The following is a 17,435-nucleotide window of genomic DNA, read 5'->3' as shown; positions in this document are numbered from 1 at the left end:
CGCCCCGCGGCGGTAACTCAGCGCGCCTCTGGATAGTGCATGTACATCGACTGGATGCCGACGCGGCCGGGGCCGGTGAAGCGGTTGAGCACCAGGTTCATGCCGCCCAGCAGGCCGCTGGTCAGGCGGTCGACGGTGGTCTCCATGCGCACCGATGGATCCTTGTACAGCCAGCCGCCCGGCTCGATATCGATCGACTCGCCCGGTGCCAGCACTTTCTCGAACACGTTGCCGTAACCGTGCAGCCACAGGATGCCGTCACCGGCATGGCTGTGGAACTTGTCGATAAAGAACCCGCTGCCGCCGAACAGCATGTTGGAGAAACCCTTCACCCGCTCGAAGCTGTAGTCGATGCTCTGCGTCGCGGCCAGGAACTGGTGTTCGCGCACGTGCAGCTCACGGCCCTTTTCCAGGTGGATCGGCACGATGTGGCCGGCGCCGTCGCGGCTGAAGGCGATCATGCCCGGGCCTCGTGCCTCGGTGACGAAGATCTGCATGCCGGCCATCATCCGCTTCAGCGAGCCGCGCATGTTGCGCAGGCTGATCGCCACCTGCGGATGCTTCCACAGCAGGATGTGATGCTCGAAATAGACGGCCGTCTGTGACACGTCGACGGTGAGCACCGGCACCAGTTCGCCGTCGATGTGGTAGGTGACTCCACCGAAGGTCTCGGCCCTGGCGGTGGTCGGCATCAATACGGGCAGTTCTTCCATCGCTGCATCCTTGGCTGAAAGATCGGGAGGTGCTACCGGTTGAGCTTAGCCGGATGCGGCGGTTTCAAAGCCTTCCGGTGATCGATTCGAAAGGATTTGCGCGATGCGCCGGGGTCGCATGGCCGGAGTGGCTCCCGGCGCGGCCCTTTCTTGTGGGGGCGCACGGAAATCGCCGGCCAGCGGATCTGCCCTGCATGTCTGGACGTGCGTGCCCTTGCGGTCCGCTGGGGACGCCACCGCAACTTGGCGCATACTGGGCGAGGCTTGGTGCAGGAAGCGAAACCATGGCAAGTGCAGCCTCTTGGCGTCGTTGCGCAGGGACGATGGCATGCCTGATGGTGGGCATCGCGCTCTCCGTTCCGATCAGGGCCGAGCCAGCTCAGGATCGATCCACCATGGCCTGGGCGGTGATCCTCGATCCGCACCAGCCGTTGGACTTGCGGCGACAGACGCTCGCCGGACTCGAGGAACATGCGCCTGACGACGACCAGCACGACCTGTATCTGCTGGGTTCGCTCTATCGGATGGGACCGAAAGCGTCGGGTGCCCCCGTTCCGCAGGACCTGACCAAGGCCACGCTGTATCTGGGCAACGCGGCGTTGCGCGGCAGTCTGCTGGCGATGGCGAAGATGGCCGAGATCAAGCTGGCCGAACATAAGGACCGCGAGGCGATGATCTGGGCGCAGGTCTTCGCGCACTACGTGACGCAGGTGCCGGGCGAAGAGCGTCCCCCCGAAGGCTATATCGCCGAGCTGGTGCAGCGGATTCTCGATCGGCTGGGGCAGGCGGGCATGCCGCAGGTGATGTCGGACGTGGCCGGCTTCGTTGCCCAGCACGACGCAGCTATTCTTGCTGGCCTCCGTGCGCAGAGCCGCGCAAAGACTCTGCAGCCGCAGCCTGGCGAGCACTTCGTGACGATGCCGCCCGGACGCTTTGCACCGCAGTCGGGTATTGCCGATTACCTCGTGGCGTTCCGACCGGATGGTTCAGTTGAGCATGCCTGGCTGCTCGACGCGGTGCCCGCCCCCTCACTGGGCAGGGCCTTGCATCACTACGTGCACGGGATGACCCTGCCGGCCCGGTCCGGCGAGAATGGTCATCTACGCTACGAGTGGGTGCCTGCCATGTATGACGATCACAGGTATCGCGCGACACCGGGTGCCTAGCGGGTAGCCAGGGAAGCACATGGTCGGCGCGCGACCGTCGCCGCTGTTGTCGTTATCTCCGCTGGGGCGGCCGTCTCGAGGGAATCAGCGCCCATCCAGCTCGTGATGGATCAGCACGACGCACTGCGAGGCGAACAGCATGGTCGGGCCGAGGGTGATCTTCTTCGCGCCCAGCCGTTCCAGGCTGTGGAAGGTCTTCTTCGGCATCGGGATGTGGTCGGTGAGCAGGAAGCAGGGGCTGCCGTCGAAGGCCTGCTCGCGGATCGGCGCGCCCTTGCGGTCCATCACGAACAGCGGGTGGTCCTCGGCCAGCTCCTGCACCAGCCGCTCGAAGCTCACCGTGCGCACGGTGATGCCGGGTGCGACCGGGCGCGATTCCTCCTTGCCCATGCCGATGGAGGCGTCCAGCGCCTTCGCCACCACGGCCAGCAGCCGGCGCTCGTCGAAGCCGCCGATGTCGGTGAGCGCGTTGGCCTCGACACGGATCGTGCGCGAGTAGTCCGGCGTGCTCTCCAGCACCAGGTAGACGACCACGTCCGCGCGGTGCGACTGCGCCACGAAGATCGCGTTCATCAGCGTGTGCGCAAGGATCTCCGGATGCGCCTCCTGGCCGATGGCGGCCAGCAGCTTGTGGCTGTCGGTGGGCGCGGCGCGTGCGCGCAGGACGAAGGTTCGCATGGAGCATTCCGAAGGCTGGGAAAAGAGGCGCGAGGCGTCTCCGGTGCCGATTGTCCCCTGAACGCCCCATGCGTGACAGACCGGAGTCGTACCGACGAATGGATCAACCCAGTAGCCGGGTGAGGAAGTCGCGCCAGGCTGGCGTCTGCATCGCGAAGAAAGCCGCCTGCATGACCAGCACGAAGATCGCTCCACCGATGGCGAATGCCGGATGCAGCCGGCGATGCCGAAGCGTGTCGATACCCACGCACAGCACCAGTGCGCCGTAGACCGCCAGCAGGATCGAGAGCAGGCTCTGGAACAGTCCCAGCGGAAGGCGCGGAAGCACCGAAGGCAGCATGCACACCAGGGTGAGCAGCATCAGTCGCTTGTGGTAATCGCCGCGGCGCCGCAGCCAGACGGCGCTGGTGACGAACCCGGCGAAGAGCAGCATCTCCACCAGCTCCAGCCCGGTGATGGTGACCTGCAAGGGTGCGATATCGGTGTGCGCGCGCACCTCCCGGATCGACGCGTGCAGCGTCGCCATGGTGCCGATCGTCACCACCAGCACGGCCCAGCCGGCTCCCACGGTGCCGAGCTTCCGATGCATCCGCATGTGACCGGTCTCCACCAGCCCGGTCTGCATGATGAACATCAGCACCCAGCCACTCATGATGGCGCCATGCACCTGCAGGAACAGCGACAGGTGCGGACTCCGGAACAGCCATCCCAGGTAGTAGCGCTGCGCAAACGCAAGAAACACCAGCAGCACGAACAGGCTGGCGGCGATCACGAAGAAGGGGCGGTCAGCGGCTTCCTTTCGCATGGACGACCTCACGCATCGGTAGCAAGGACGCCGGAATGTCCCTTCGGGCAGGGGGCGCGGGCGTCATCCCGGCCCGGCGTGGGCATTGAGGCACAGCCTTTTGCGAGTTTCAATCGGCGCGAACGGTCTGATGTGCCGATGCCTGCCACGACGCCGGTCACCCCGGCTTGGCCCGGCACCGCGGCGACCAGCATTGCGCTTCCGGATGCGGTGGCGAGGACGGCTCAGTACGGGTGCTGTCGGTAGAACAGCTCCAGTTGCCGGTACACCTCCGGCAGATGCTCGCGCAACGTCGCGGGTGCCTCGAAGAACTGCTCGCTGGCCACGGCGAAGAATTCGGCGGGGTTCTCCAGGCCGTACGGGTCGATCGGGATGGGGACGCCCTGGTGGTGCTCCCGGCGCAGGTGCGCCCAGGCGTCGGAGAACACCTGCGTCCACCGGCGCGGGTCCATGCGCCGGTGCAGCGGCGGAAAGCCGTTGGCGGCGCCGTTCTGCAGGTCGAGCTTGTGCGCCATCTCGTGGATGACCACGTTGTGTCCCGGTCGGTGGCCGGCACGGAGCACGTCCGCCCAGGACAGGATCACCGGTCCTCGGCCCCAGGCCTCGCCGGCCATCGGGGTGCTGGTCCGGTGCACCACGCCGGCCTCGTCGACCTGCGTGCGGTGGGGGACGAACGCATCCGGGTAGACGATGACGCTGTGCCAGCCCTCGAACCAGTCGATGCCCAGCTTGAGGATGGGCACGCAGGCGTGGGCGGCGAGCAGCACGCGGTCGGCGTCGTCCAGCTCCAGTCCCTGCACCGGCTCGATCGACTTCTCGCGCAGGAACAGCGTGGCCAGCACGCGCAGGTTGGCCTGGTCCGACGCACCCAGCCGGCGGGCCGGGGCACATCGTGCCAGCGCAGCCTGCCACAGGGGGTCGGGAATGGGGTGCCTGGCGACGATGCGGCGCACGCGCCAGTTTCTGAGCTTTCGGAACATGGCCCCACGCAGGAGGAGTCTTGGCGTTCCGAAGCATCAGGGCGAAGTGCGCTTTCTCAAGCGTGCTCGCCCATCTTCCGGGAGCCCGGGGCCCGCACCGTGGGGTGGAGCCCCGGGCGCATCTGCCCCGGTCAGTGGAGCTCGGCCACGCGCTGTTCGAGCTTGGCCTTCCACCGCGGATCGTGTTCGTTCGCGACGAGTGCCTTCAGGGCGGCGAGCTGGGCGACGTCCATCGCCTTGTCCGCTGGTACCTGCACGTCGGGGGCGACCCCCGTGCCCTCCCAGTCGGCATGGGTCACCGGATTGATCGGCCGTCCGGAGGGCACGAACATCATGAAGTGCGCGGTCAGCCGGTGCGGGCTGCCGGCGTGGGCACCGCCGCCGGTGGCCTGGCCGATCACGGTGGCGCGGTGGTTGTTCTTCAGCGCGTAGGCGAAGTCCTCGCAGCCGGAGAAGGTGTCCGGGCTGGTCAGCAGGTAGACCTTGCGTGTCTCGCCGTAGCGGGTGCCGGGCACCTTCGCCCGGGTCCAGCGGCGCTCGGTGCGGTTCTCGTCGCGCCAGTAGATGTCGTTGAGGTGGGTCGGCTTGTCGTACAGGTAGCTGGCGAACGCCATCACCGTGTCCGGATCGCCGCCGCCGCAGTGGCGCAGGTCGACGATCAGCGCATCGGTACCCGCCAGCAGGTTCATCGTGGCGGCGATGCGTGGCGTGGCACCTTGCGGGCGGCCGAATTCGTGCAGGTCGATGTAGCCGATGTTGCCCTTCAGACGCTGGATGGTGGAGAGCCCGAAGTTGAAGCGACGTTCCTGGGTCAGCTCGGCCGCGGCCTCGCGGGCCTGGTCGGCCCGGTCGCCGTGCCCGGCCGGCACGGCCTGGGGGAAGTAGCGCACCATCAGGTGCCCGTCATGGCTGGTGCGACGAAGCAGGTCGGTGAGGGCCTTGGCGAAGGCGTCGCCATCGGTGATCGCCGCGAAGTCGCCGCGGGCGAGGCTGGCGTCCAGGGCCGCGTCCATCACCTTTGCCTTGTCGGGAAACACGTAGGCCCGGTCGAGGTTGGCCTTGATCGCGATCGCGACTTCGGCGCGGGTCGCCGCGTCGAGGGGATGCGGCGGCGTCGGCGGGGCGGACTGTGCCAGGCTGCGGCCGCAGGCCAGTCCGGCGACGATCAGCGCGACGGCGAGGGAATGCTTCGGGGTCATGCAGGTGCTCCGGAATGCGTCGGGATTCGACGCATCGGAGGCTGCGGCCGGATCGTGGAGAAACGATGGAGGACGCTCAGGTCTCCACCCGGTAACCCACGCCGTAGACCGACTGCACGATCTCGGCGCCGCCGGGTTGCGCCGCCAGTTTCCGGCGCAGATTCTTGATGTGGCTGTCGACCGCGCGATCGGTGACCTCCAGCGTGTCGCGGCGCACGGCATCGAGCAGCTGCGCGCGGGAGAACACCACGCCCGGGCGACGTGCCATCAGCGCGAACAGGTCGTATTCGGTCGGCGTGAGGTCGAGCGGCTGGCCGCGCAGGCGAGCCGTGCGGCTCGCCTCGTCCACCTCGATCGTCGGCACCGGGCCAAGCCCTCCGCGGTAGCGCCGCAACTGCGCGTTGATTCGCGCCATCAGCTCACGCGGGCTGTAGGGCTTGCACAGGTAATCGTCGGCACCGGAGTCCAGTCCCAGTACGCGATCGATCTCCTCCACTCTGGCGGTGGTCATGATGATCGGCACATCCGATTGCCGGCGCACTTCGCGGCACAGCGACAGGCCATCGAGCCCGGGCAGCATCAGGTCCAGCACGACCAGGTCGTAGCGTGCCTCGCGCAGGCGCACGAGCGCGTCGTGACCATCCTCGACCACGTCGGCGCGAAAGCCTGCCGCACGCACGTAGTCGCCCACGATGCGGGCCAGCTCGGTCTCGTCTTCGACGATGAGCACCGCGGCGTCCACTCACCGGACTCCGGGCAGGGTCAGCACCACGCGCAGCCCGCCGAGCGGCGAAGGCGCGAACGTGAGGCTGCCGCCGTGCGCTTCGGCGATCCCGCGGCTGAGCGCCAGCCCGAGCCCGGCACCGCCCGCGGCACGGCTGCGCGACGGGTCCACGCGGAAGAAGCGTTCTCCCAGGCGTCCGAGCAACGGCCCGGGTACGCCCGGCGCGCTGTCTTCGACCACGATCCTCAGCGCGTCGCGGCCGCCTTCGCCGCTCAGCCGCACCTGTCCACCGGCGTCGGTATGGCGGCGCGCGTTTTCCAGCAGGTTGGCGATCAGTTGCCGCAGGCGTTCGGCATCGGCCAGCACCACCATCGGGGAGTCGAAGCCGGTCATGGCCGTGCTGAGCTGGCGGTCGGCGAAGCGCCCGGCGAACCCCTGCCAGACCGGCACGACGAGTTCGCGCAGGTCCAGCGGGTACCTGTCATAAGCGCGTTCGCCGAGGTCGGCGGCGGCCAGTGCGTGGAGATCGTCCACCAGCCGGGCAAGTGTGCCGGTCTGCGCCCGGAGCAGCGTCAGGCTCTCGCGGTCGAGTGGGCGGATGCCGTCCTGCAGCGCCTCGATCTGCGCGCGCAACACCGCCAGCGGCGTGCGCAGCTCGTGCGAGGTGTCGGCGACCCACTGTCTGCGCTCCTGCTCGGTGATGGCCAGCTTCTCGGCGAGCTGGTTGAAGGTGTCCGCGAGCTCACCCAGCTCGTCACGGTGTCGTGCGACGACGCGTGTGTCGTAGCGACCGCTGCCGAGGCGGCGTGCGCCGCGCACCAGCGCGTCGATCGGTCGCCGGAAGCCCGTCGCGACGATCGCCGCCGCGAGCGCACCGAGGCCGGCGGCGATCAGTGCGAGCAGGGCGAGCGGGCGCTGCTGCTGGATCAGGAAGGCGACCACCAGTGCGTCGCGGGCGTCGTGCGGCACGGCGACCGTGAGGTAGCCCACGGTGCGGCCATCGACCATGACCGGCGTGCGTGCGCGGTCGATCGATGCCAGCGCCACCAGTACGCGGGACGGTATGCGGCCGGCGAGTACGTGGCCCTGCGCATCGGACAGCACCAGGCGGAATCCCAGGGTCGGCGATGCAGGGGCACCGGCGTCCGATGTCGCGGTCGTGGATGCCAGAACGGATGCCCGTCCGAGCAGCCAGCGCGACCGCTCGCCGGCGTCGGCCGGCAGGAATCCCCAGCCGTCGCGTGCGCGATAGCGGGAGGCGAGGTCATCGCGCAGGGTGTCGACGAGATGCGACTCATCCGTCGCCATCGTGCGGTCGGGAGGCGTGCCGTCGGCCAGCCTCCAGCGGATCAGGCCGAGGCCGGCTGCCGCGACCGCCAGCATCGACAGCGACACCATGAGGAAGAGACGGACCGCGATGGAGACTCTCAACTGGCGTGCGCCCGGGCGAAAGTGGAGGTTGCCTGGCGCGGCGCGGTTCGCGGCGATCGGCTCGGCGGCTGACTGTGCATCAGTCCGGTGCCTCCGGGAAAGGGGCGGGTGGCCGCCCGCGACCGGGCCGGGCCGCGCCCACGGGCGGCCGGACTCACATCGGAGCGACCCGCAACTCGCCCTCGCGGACGTAATGGCTCGCCACGTTCCCCTTGCTCGAGGTCGTCGACGACGCCAGCCGGAACGCCGTCGGCAGCGCGCGATCGTCGAACAGTCGCTTGCCCGTGCCGAGCAGGATCGGCACGACGATCAGGATCAGCTCGTCGACCAGGTCGGCGGCCAGCAACTGCTTCACCAGCTCGCTGCTTCCCTGGGTGAGCAGGGTAGGGCCATCGCTCTGCTTGAGCGCGCGCACGGCCGCGATGACGTCGGGCCCGAGGGCCTGGCTGTGGTCCCACGGCAGTACGTCGGGACGGTGCGTGGCGACATGTTTGGTGGCGGCGTTGAACAGGTCCGCCGTGCCGCGCAGCGGGGAGTCCGCGGCGACCTCGGGCCAGAAGCTGGCGAAGCCGTCGTAGGTGCGTCGCCCGAGCAGCAGCTCGAACGGATGCTGGAACAGCGCCTCCATCGCATCGGTGGCCTCGTCGGCATACGGCCAGAACCAACCGCCATGGGTGAAGCCGTCGGCGGTGTCCTCGTCAGGGCTGCCGGGCGACTGGATGACGCCGTCGAGGGTGACGAAGGCGGGGACGATGAGCTTTCTCATTCGGGTCACTCCTGGGACGTTCGGAAGATGCGCATACCTCTTTGACGAACGACAGGGCGAGGAATCGACAACGCCCGCATGCAATGCACGCGGCCGGGGCCATGGATCAGTTCAGGCCTGGCGGATGCTGCGCGCCGGTGTACCGATCTGTCCTGGACGGGTGGATCCATCTGCCACCCCGGTGGCGTGTGGCGCATCGCCGTAGCGAGCATGCCCGCCAACGGCCCGCCTGCGGGAAAGGCCCGGCCCGCGATGCTTCGCGAACCGGGCCGGCCCATGGATGCCCGCCGATGGCCGGACGCCGAATCAGCGAGGGGTGGTTGCCACCACCGGCAACAGCACCGCGCTCTTGCCATCGGCGCCGTGCTCGATGGTGATCGTGGCCTTCCTGTAGTCGGCGGGTTTGGCGAACAGGATGTTAGGCACGTATGTCTGCGGGTTGCGGTCGTACAGCGGGAACAGGGTGGACTGGATCTGCACCATGATCCGGTGTCCCGGCTTGAACTCGTAGTTGATCGTCGGCAGCCGGAACTTGTACTGCTGCACCTCGTTGGCGGGGATCGGCGACGGATCGGAGAAGCTCTTGCGGTAGCGGCCGCGGAAGATGTCCATCGACACCGGCAGCTCGTAGCCGCCCATGGTCGGGTCGGTCGGCACGCTGCCGGGGTAGACGTCGATCAGCTTCACCACGAAGTCGCCGTCGGTGCCGGTGGTCCTGGCGAACAGGTCGGCGATCGGCGCACCCTGCACGGTCACCGTCTTCGTGAGCACCGGCGTGGTGTAGGACAGCACGTCGGGGCGGTCGACCACGAAGCGCTGGTCCTGCACCAGCCAGGTGCGCCAGCGGTCCTCGTTCTGCGCCGGGATCGGGCGCTGCAGGTAGGGCACCGGCTTGGCCGGGTCGGAGACATAGCTGTCGCTGCCGCCCGAGGGCTGCTCGAAGCCCAGGCCGAAGTTGCCCTGCAGGTAGATCGGGGTGAGCTTCTGCTCGCTGGCCGGCTTCCAGTCGTTGAAGCTGTCCCAGTGCTGCTCGACCGCGTTGTAGACCATCGCCTCGGGCAGCGGCTTGGCCATCGGCGTGCCGCGCAGGTAGTGGTTGAACCAGGGGATGATCACCTGCTGGCGGAACTGCGCGGTGGTGTCGCCCGGCCACTTCAGCGGGCCGAGGTTCCAGCCGGCACGGTTGATCTGGCTGTGCCACCACGGGCCCATCACCAGATGGTTGTTGGCGCCGTGACCGGCCTTCTCCAGCGCTTCCCACGCGTGCACGGCGCCGTAGATGTCCTCCTGGTCCCACAGGCCCTGCAGCCACATGGTCGGCACGTTGGACGGATGCTGGACCAGGAGCTTGTCCAGCGCCTGCAGCTGCCAGAACGCGTCGTACGACGGGTGCGCGGCGAAGCGGTTCCACCAGGGCAACTGCCTGAAGCCGTGGGCGTCGGCCCAGGCGCCGGGCGAGCCGGCCTCGAGGAAGTTGGTGTAGTCGTCGTAGTTGTCGCGCGGCACGCTCTCGCCCGAGCCCTTCTTGGTCATCTGGCCGGTGAAGTAGTCCAGGTTCACCTGGCGCAGCGCGCCGTAGTGGTACCAGTCGTCACCCATCCAGCCGTCGATCATCGGGCTCTCCGGTGCGGCGACCTTCAGGGCCGGATGCGGGTGGAGCAGGGCCATCGCCACGGTCCAGCCGTCGTAGGACGAGCCGATCATGCCGACCTTGCCGTTGGATTCCTTGATGTTCTTCACCAGCCAGTCGATGGTGTCCCAGGCGTCGGTGGTGTCGTCGGTCTTGGTCGGGTTGAGCGGGCCCATCGGCGGGCGCGTCATGATGTATTTGCCTTCCGAACCGTATTTGCCGCGGATGTCCTGCCACACCAGGATGTAGCTGCCGTCGGCCCAGTCCTTGTCGCCCGACCAGACCGCGTCGGCCATGTGCGGACTGTTGCCGGAAGCCATGCCGCTGGCGTCGTAGGGCGTGCGCTCGAGCAGCATCGGCAGGTCGTGTGCACCCTTCGGGATCATGATCACCGTGTGCAGCTTCACGCCGTCGCGCATCGGGATCATCACCTCGCGCTTGACGTAGTCGAAGTTGCCCTGCGGCTGCACCCACTTGGCCGGGATGTCCGATCCGGTCTGGATCATGTCCGGGGTGACCTTCGACGATGCCTGGCCCGGCAGGGGCGCAGCGAACGCGGTGGCGGAAGCAAGGCAGACGAGCGAAACGATCGCCGAAGCCAGGACGGCTTTCTTCATGGGTGGGGATCCTCTGGTGTGGGGAGTCACGGCAGCCCCGCGGGGGCGCCATCCCCGAGACTATGAAAACGTCGGGTCGGGTTTGGCAAGGCGGGGTGCGTCAAGCGTGGGTTCTTGCGGCGGGCAGGCCGGTTCCCCCGACGCCGGAAACGGAAAAGGCGGCCGAGGCCGCCTTCTCCAGTCGTCGCGAGGCCGGTGCTCAGGCCGTGGCCGGTTCCGGCAGCGCGGGGGCATCGTCGGTGCCGCACACGTCGCGCCACAGGTGGTAGCTCACGCCGAACATGGCCATGAAGATCGTCATCATGAACGCGATGTACAGCGGGATGGAGATCACCAGCATCAGCCACGCGCCGACCAGCTTGCCGAGCAGGACGGCCACCATCACTACGAAGATCAGGACGATGGCGACACCGATCAGTGCGAGCAGACCGCCGAGCGCATACGCTAGCAGCGGAAGCACGTTCTTCACCGCGCCGACCAGGCCGTCGCCAATGGACGCGAACACGCCACGGCGGCTCAGCGCGACCTGGCCGAGACCGATCGCGTAGAAGCCGGTGAAAAACAGGAAGAACACCGCGCCCAGGGCAACGAACAAGCCCAGGCCATGCGGCAGCGGCAGTTGCTGCGCCTGCATGGTGAGCGCCTGCATGTACCAGTGCAGCAGCCCTCCGCCAGCGGCAACGAGAAGCAGCGCGAACATCGCGACGTAGATCAGCAGGGCCGCCAGCCCGAAGCCGATCAGGCGCAGGGCACTGCCATCGCGATAAGGGCTGAAGATGTCGCGTATGCGCGCCGCGCGGCTGTATTCGGCCGCATCGATCACCTGCAGGTATCCGCCGTACAGCGGGATCACCAGCAGGCCGATCAGCATCGAGAGTGCGGTCCACGCGACGGAGGTCATCGGGGAGACCGGCACGCCGGCATGGATGGCATGCAGGCGAATCGGCAGCGTCACCAGCGACGGCAGGACAACCGCCGCCAGCAGTATCGCCGCACCTCCCCATAGCGGTTTCGGATGGCGAAAGCCCGCACTGAATCCGCGCGTCAGCCAGCCGAACCCGGCCGACGCCCGCCTCGATCGTGTCGTCATCGTTGCTCCCCCTGATCGGCGCCCCTTGCGCCGCTGCGGTCGAGCATAGCGACAGCGCCAGCCCGAAGAGCGATGCGGTCTGCCGGGGCCTCGAAAAACGGCGGATTTCGCAAGCGTTTGCGACGTGCCGGCGACCGCAGGTTCCGTGCATCCACGGGTTGCCGCGGGTATCGCGAGCCCCGCCCGGGCGCCGCTACCAGGGCACCGTGCGACCCAGATAGTCGAGGTACCGCAATCCGGGCGTGCCTGGCTGGGCGAGCAGCACGTCCACCAGGCGGGGCACGCTGTCCTCGATGGCCAATGGCGCCTCCGCGCCACCGAGCTCGGTGCGCACCCAGCCGGGGGCCATCAGCACCATGGCGCGGGCGGAGCCGGCGTGCCGGGCGGCGAAGCTGCGCATGAACATGTTCAGCGCGGCCTTGCTGCCCCGGTAGAGCTCGCGCATGCCTTTCTCGTTGTTGGCGATGCTGCCTTGTCCGGACGACATGATGCCGATGAGGCCGGTGGAGATGACGAGCGCTTCCAGTCGCTCGACCACCCGCATCGGGCTGAGCGCATTGGTGACCATCAGGTCGACGAAGTCCCGGGTCGACACCTCGCCGATGGTCTGCGTGGGATCGGGATTGGTCGTGCCCGCGTTGACGAACAACATGTCGAAGCGCCGATGATCCAGGCGCTGGCGCAAGGCGGCCAGCTGATCCGCGAAGCAGATGTCCAGCGTCTCGATCTCGACCCGGCCCGGGTGCGCATCGGCCAGCTCGTGCAGTCCGGTGCGGGCAGTGCCGCGCACGGTGCCGACGACGTGCCAGCCCCTGCGCAGGAACTCGCCCGCCATGGCGAGGCCCAGACCGCGCGAGGCACCGATCAGCAGGATCGTCGGGGGGAGGAGAGGAGTCGGCATCGGGGGTGTCCGTGCATCGGGGGCGACAGGGAGGGTTCCACGCCTTAACGGCTGGCGCCAGACGCATGAGATGCAAATTGTTTGTGCACCAGACGCAATGATGCGGGCGGCTCGGCGCTATGCTGCACGGATGGACGCCGTCGATCTCAATCTGTTGCCGGCCCTCGACGCCCTGCTCGCCGAAGGCAGCGTGACCGGCGCGGCGCGCCGGCTGGGATTGAGCGCTTCGGCGATGAGCCGGACGCTGGCGCGGCTGCGCGCGGCGACCGGGGATCCGCTGCTGGTGCGCGCCGGTCGTGGCCTTGTGCCGTCACCGCGGGCGATCGAGCTGCGCGAGCGCGTGCATGCGCTGAGTCGTGACGCGCAGGCGGTGCTGCGGCCGGTGGCGGATGCGCTCGACCCCGCCGCGCTGGATTGCACCTTCACCCTGCGCGCCAACGAGGCCTTCGTCGAGCGTTTCGCGGTGCCGCTGTTCCGGGCGGTGTTGGCCGGGGCGCCGCGGGTGCGGCTGCAGTTCGTGCACAAACCCGACAAGGATGTGACGCCGCTGCGCGACGGAAGGATCGATCTGGAGATCGGCGTGGTCGGCACCGCGGCGCCGGAAGTAAGGGCCCGCCTGCTGTTCCGCGACCGCTACGTGGGCGTGGTGCGTACCGGCCACCCGCTGCTGTCGGCGCGGACCGTGACCGCGAAGCGCCTGGTGGCGCACGGGCATGTCGCCGCGTCACCCGGCGGCGAGACGCGCGGACCGGTCGACGATGCGCTGGCCGCCGTGGGACTGCATCGCGACGTGCGGGTCGTGGTGCCCGGCTTCACCGATGCATTGGCGATGGCGCGCGATACCGGCCTCGTCGCCATCGTGCCGCAGTCCTGCCTCGGAAGCGCGTCGCCGGGACGTCGCTCCCGTGCCTCCGCGCTCGACATGTTCGAGCTCCCGCTGAAACTGCCGCCGCTGATGGTGAGCGCGATCTGGCATCCCCGGCTGGATGCCGATCCGGCCCACCGCTGGCTGCGTGGCGTGGTGCTGGCGGTCTGCCGCGCAGCCTGTCCGGCGGGTTAGCCGACCGGCACACGGCGATGGCACGGCTCGTTATAGTCCGCCGCAGGGGATCGTGGAGGAGGGGCCATGACCGAGGAAGCGCAGCGACCGTTCGTGGTGCCGTGCCGACCATTGCAGCTGTCGGCGCCGTGGCGCTGGCTGGCGGCCGGCTGGCGCGACGTGCGTCGGGCGCCGCGTCTCACCGCCGTGTTCGGCGCGGTGATCGTGCTGGTGAGTGCGGCGGTATCGGCGCTGGCGTGGGAGCTGGGGCGCTTCGCATTGCTGGCCTTGCTGCTGTCCGGCTTCGTCTACGTGGCGCCGCTGATCGGGGTCGGGCTGTATTCGGTGAGTTGCGCGCTGATCGCCGGGCGCGAACCGCGGCTGCGCGATTCGTTCACGGTGGCACGGCGGGTGATGGGGCAGGCCGGGATCTTCGCGCTGATGCAGCTGGTGATCATCCTGATCTGGTCGCGCGCCGGCATGATGCTCACCGCCTTCGTGCCGGTGGACCCGGGCGACCACCGCGCGCTGCTCGAGTATCTGGCGATTGGCTCGCTGATCGGTGCGGCCTTCGCCGCCTTCACCTTCGCCGTGTCGGTGGTGTCGCTGCCGCTGATCGCACAGCGCGACGTGGACATGGTCACCGCCTGCGTCTCCAGCTTCAACGCGGTGCTGCGCAACAAGCCGGTGATGCTGCTGTGGGGCGCGATCATCGTGGTGTTGACGGTGATCGGTTTCGCCACGGTGGTCGGGCTGGGCCTGGTCATGCCGTGGCTGGCCTACGCCACCTATCACGCCTACCGCGACACGCTGGATGCGTCGGACTGGCCGCTGCAGGAGGGCGCGGCCGGCTGACCCGCGCGCCGATGCCGGCGGCGACCGGCGGTGACCCCGGCCGCCGCCGTGCCGCTCAGAGCGTGTACTGAACGGTGAACCAGACGATGCGGGTGTCGCTGGCATAGTGGTCGGCGCGGTAGTCGGCCAGCGCCAGCGAGGTGCTGAAGTGGCGGTCGATCGCCAGGCCGGCAGACAGGTCCAGTTCGTTGCCGTAGTGCGTGCTGGTGTGTGTCGCGGCGAAGCGGTGCGCGGTGGCCGCCACGCTCAGCGCGCGTGCCTTCCAGCTCACGCCGAGGTAGCTGTCGGCGAGTCCGTCGGCCGGCGTGGCGAGGAAGCGGTCGGCCCAGCCATTGAACGCATGCAGCGTGGCCAGCGGGGTCTGCAGCGCGCTGGTGCCGTTGCCCTGCAGCCGCTCCTGGCCCAGCGTCCAGTGCCAGGCACGCAGGCCCAGGGCCAGTTCGGCGTGCAGGTAGGAACGGCTGCCTTGCAGCGTGCCGCGCTTCCAGGCGTGCTGCCGGGCGGCTTCCAGGGTGTAGTCCAGGCTCCAGTCCTGGCTGTGCGCGGCATGGCCCAGCCAGCGCAGGCCGAGGTCACGATGCGAGCTGGCCGGCAGCGACTGGTTGCCGATCAGGTAGGCGTAGCCGACCAGGGTGCCCGCCGCCTGCTTCCACGACACGTTGAGCAGATGGGTGTCCAGGTTCTGCCGGGCGTGCAGCGGGTCGGGGTGATGGGCGCCGAAGATGCGGTTGACGCGGGTGAGGTAGGCGTAGTCCACGCGCCAGGCCGCCGACGGCGTCCAGGTCGCACGCGCGGCGTCGAAGCTCTGTTCGAGCTGGCGGAAGCCGACGTTGCCGACGAAGCGGTCGTTGTCGAGCTTGATCACCTGGCGGCCCACGCGCAGGTCCAGCGGTTGCCAGCCGTGGTACTCGACATAGGCCTGGTCCAGCCCGGTGTCGGCGGGGTCGGACACCACCGGGTAGTCCGTCTGTCCGTTGCGGGTGCTGTTGTAGAGGTCGTTGCCGGCCACGCGGTTGTCCTGCAGCGAGACCAGCGCGCTCCAGCCGCTGTGGTCGGCGAAGCGGTAGCCCAGCCGGGTGCGCACGGTCGAGGCGTTGGCGTCGCGGGCGAAGCCGCCCTGGTCGACCTGCTCGAGGCGGTAGCGCACATCGAGCTGGGGACCGCTGGCGGTGTCGGCATGCGCGCTGGCGCAGCCGGCGGCCCCCAGCAGCAGGGCGAACGCGGCGCGCGGGGTGTTGACGGCCCATGGTTTCATGGTCGTTTCCTCGGAGTTTTCGGGAGGGATGGCCCGGCGGCGGGTGCCGCCGGGCGGGGAGGGCGGCGTGGCCGCCCGGAGGGCCGGATCAGTTGCCGGCGCGGAAGATGCCCGGGTCCTTCGGGCCGGTCACTTCCACCCAGCCGGCGAGGCCTTTCTCAAGGCGCGACAGCGCGTGGTCGACGAGGATGTACTTGCCCGGCTCCTCGAAGTGCACGTCGGTCACCACCGCGCCACCCGGCGGTACGGAGATGGTCTGCACATCGTGTTCCGGCCGGTTGGCCAGCGCGCCCCAGGCCCAGGCGTCGTCGAACATCTCGCCGATCAGGTGGAACGAGGAGGTCTTGTTCGGGCCGCCCACGCCGAAGTAGATGCGCACGGTGTCGCCTACCTTGGCCTTCAGCGGATGGTCGGTGGTGAGCGCGCCGACGGCGCCGTTGAAGACCATGTAGGTCGGCTGTTCGGCGAGCAGCTTGTTGACGTCGAACTGCAGGTGGCCGTGGGTGTTGAACGGCTCGGTGGTGTAGATCTCGCCCTGCATCATGTAGAACTCGTGCGCCACCCTGGGCAGGCCGCCGGCCGGCTCCACCAGGACCATGCCGTACATGCCGTTGGCGATGTGCTGGGCGACCATCGGCGTGGCGCAGTGGTAGACGTAAAGGCCCGGCTTGAGTGCCTTGAAGGTGAAGCTGCGGGTCTGGCCCGGCGGCACCTGCATCACCGCGGCACCGCCGCCCGGACCGGTCACCGCGTGCATGTCGACCGAGTGGTTCATCAGGCTGTGGGCGTCGTTGTGCAGGCTCACCGTGACGGTGTCGCCGACGCGGGCGCGCAGCATCGGGCCGGGCACCTTGCCGTTGAAGGTCCAGTAGGTGAACGTGGTGCCGTTGGCGAGCTGGCCGGTGACTTCCTCGGTGGTGAGGTTGAACTCAAGGTGCTTCGGTGCGCGGTCGCCGACCGGCGGCGGCAGGTCGTCCGGCGCGCGGCTGATGTCGGCGGCGGTGGCCTTGGGCGCGGCTTCGGCCTCGCCCACCACCAGCTTGCCGTCCATGCCGGCGGCGCGATGGCCGGGGATGTTGCAGAAGTAGTCGAAGCTGCCGTCGTGGTCGGCGCGGAACACCACCGCGGTGCTGGCGTCCTTGCCCACCACGTCGTTGGACAGCACGTTGAAGTCGGGCAGGCGGATGTTGTGCATCGAGCCGTCGCCGTCGATCAGGTTGATCTGCACGATCGCGCCGGCGGGCACCTTCAGGGTGGGGTTGAGCTGGCCGTCGATGGCGCCGCCCACGCCGCGGAAGCCCATGCCGAACGCGCCGATATCGGTCTTCAGGGTGAAGGTCACGGTCGGCGTGTATTCGGCCGGGCTCTGCAGGTTGGAGGTGGTGGCGTTCGCGTGGCCGGCCCAGGCCAGCGCCAGTGCGAACACCGGTAAAAGCATGCGACGAATGTTCATGGTTCCGTCTCCTGCAGCGACATCCGGGCCCCTGTCGCATGCACTGATCTCGGAAAGCGTCCTGCCCGGCGAGCGTGTCGTTCGAGTCGATCAACGTTCGGGGCACACGCTATCGGCCCGGGTGGTGCGAGGG

At 68.6% G+C, this 17,435-nt stretch carries 16 protein-coding genes; 3 read left to right on the top strand and 13 right to left on the bottom strand.

The window, feature by feature from the left end; genetic code table 11:
- Window positions 1-17: 17 nt before the first annotated feature.
- Window positions 18-713 (bottom strand): AIM24 family protein, encoded by a 696-nt coding sequence (locus C693_RS0100525; protein ID WP_017460287.1) that lies wholly within the window; start codon window positions 711-713, stop codon window positions 18-20.
- Between the two features lie 335 nt (window positions 714-1,048).
- Between C693_RS0100525 and C693_RS0100520 the strand changes: the two genes are divergently transcribed.
- The gene (locus tag C693_RS0100520; protein WP_157798521.1) at window positions 1,049-1,879 is read left to right on the top strand and encodes a hypothetical protein; all 831 of its coding nucleotides are present in this window, start codon (window positions 1,049-1,051) and stop codon (window positions 1,877-1,879) included.
- An 84-nt stretch (window positions 1,880-1,963) separates the two neighbouring features.
- On the opposite strand, the gene trmY is transcribed toward C693_RS0100520, so the two are convergent.
- From trmY to C693_RS0100470, 10 genes are all read right to left on the bottom strand, one after another.
- On the bottom strand, window positions 1,964-2,557 hold the full coding sequence (gene trmY, locus C693_RS0100515) for a tRNA (pseudouridine(54)-N(1))-methyltransferase TrmY (RefSeq protein ID WP_017460285.1): 594 nt from the start codon (window positions 2,555-2,557) through the stop codon (window positions 1,964-1,966).
- Between the two features lie 103 nt (window positions 2,558-2,660).
- Complete coding sequence (locus C693_RS0100510; RefSeq protein ID WP_017460284.1) at window positions 2,661-3,362, bottom strand: hypothetical protein; 702 nt, start codon at window positions 3,360-3,362, stop codon at window positions 2,661-2,663.
- A 224-nt stretch (window positions 3,363-3,586) separates the two neighbouring features.
- The gene (locus tag C693_RS0100505) at window positions 3,587-4,315 is read right to left on the bottom strand and encodes a zinc-dependent peptidase (RefSeq protein ID WP_241762604.1); all 729 of its coding nucleotides are present in this window, start codon (window positions 4,313-4,315) and stop codon (window positions 3,587-3,589) included.
- A 158-nt stretch (window positions 4,316-4,473) separates the two neighbouring features.
- Window positions 4,474-5,541 carry a S41 family peptidase gene (locus C693_RS20725; RefSeq protein ID WP_017460282.1) on the bottom strand — a complete coding sequence of 356 codons (1,068 nt, stop codon included), beginning with the start codon at window positions 5,539-5,541 and terminating at the stop codon, window positions 4,474-4,476.
- A gap of 76 nt (window positions 5,542-5,617) precedes the next feature.
- The gene (locus tag C693_RS0100495) at window positions 5,618-6,283 is read right to left on the bottom strand and encodes a response regulator (RefSeq protein WP_017460281.1); all 666 of its coding nucleotides are present in this window, start codon (window positions 6,281-6,283) and stop codon (window positions 5,618-5,620) included.
- Window positions 6,284-7,696, bottom strand: coding sequence for an ATP-binding protein (locus C693_RS20720; RefSeq protein WP_157798520.1), 1,413 nt, complete (start codon window positions 7,694-7,696; stop codon window positions 6,284-6,286).
- A gap of 154 nt (window positions 7,697-7,850) precedes the next feature.
- Entirely contained in the window at window positions 7,851-8,462 is a 612-nt protein-coding gene (locus tag C693_RS0100485; protein WP_017460279.1) for a dihydrofolate reductase family protein, read from the bottom strand.
- 306 nt (window positions 8,463-8,768) lie between these two features.
- Window positions 8,769-10,709, bottom strand: coding sequence for a CocE/NonD family hydrolase (locus C693_RS0100480; protein ID WP_017460278.1), 1,941 nt, complete (start codon window positions 10,707-10,709; stop codon window positions 8,769-8,771).
- A 199-nt stretch (window positions 10,710-10,908) separates the two neighbouring features.
- Entirely contained in the window at window positions 10,909-11,799 is an 891-nt protein-coding gene (locus tag C693_RS0100475; RefSeq protein ID WP_017460277.1) for a hypothetical protein, read from the bottom strand.
- A gap of 193 nt (window positions 11,800-11,992) precedes the next feature.
- Window positions 11,993-12,700: an SDR family NAD(P)-dependent oxidoreductase gene (locus C693_RS0100470; RefSeq protein ID WP_017460276.1), complete on the bottom strand. Its 708-nt coding sequence runs from the start codon at window positions 12,698-12,700 to the stop codon at window positions 11,993-11,995.
- A 130-nt stretch (window positions 12,701-12,830) separates the two neighbouring features.
- On the opposite strand from C693_RS0100470, the gene C693_RS0100465 reads away from it, so the two are divergent.
- Both C693_RS0100465 and C693_RS0100460 read left to right on the top strand, forming a co-directional pair.
- On the top strand, window positions 12,831-13,760 hold the full coding sequence (locus C693_RS0100465) for a LysR family transcriptional regulator (protein WP_017460275.1): 930 nt from the start codon (window positions 12,831-12,833) through the stop codon (window positions 13,758-13,760).
- Window positions 13,761-13,826: 66 nt separating this feature from the next.
- On the top strand, window positions 13,827-14,594 hold the full coding sequence (locus tag C693_RS0100460) for a DUF2189 domain-containing protein (protein WP_017460274.1): 768 nt from the start codon (window positions 13,827-13,829) through the stop codon (window positions 14,592-14,594).
- A 55-nt stretch (window positions 14,595-14,649) separates the two neighbouring features.
- Here C693_RS0100460 and C693_RS20715 read toward each other — a convergent pair whose 3' ends face one another.
- Window positions 14,650-15,849 carry an alginate export family protein gene (locus tag C693_RS20715; protein WP_017460273.1) on the bottom strand — a complete coding sequence of 400 codons (1,200 nt, stop codon included), beginning with the start codon at window positions 15,847-15,849 and terminating at the stop codon, window positions 14,650-14,652.
- An 88-nt stretch (window positions 15,850-15,937) separates the two neighbouring features.
- A complete protein-coding gene (gene nirK, locus C693_RS0100450; RefSeq protein ID WP_017460272.1) occupies window positions 15,938-17,302 on the bottom strand; it encodes a copper-containing nitrite reductase in 1,365 nt (454 codons plus the stop codon).
- Window positions 17,303-17,435: the final 133 nt, after the last annotated feature.

This window comes from Dyella ginsengisoli LA-4 (assembly GCF_000334915.1).
Lineage (GTDB): Bacteria > Pseudomonadota > Gammaproteobacteria > Xanthomonadales > Rhodanobacteraceae > Dyella_A > Dyella_A ginsengisoli_A.
The sequence above is the reverse complement of the archived record's forward strand: the minus strand, read 5'-3'. Positions and strand labels throughout refer to the sequence as shown.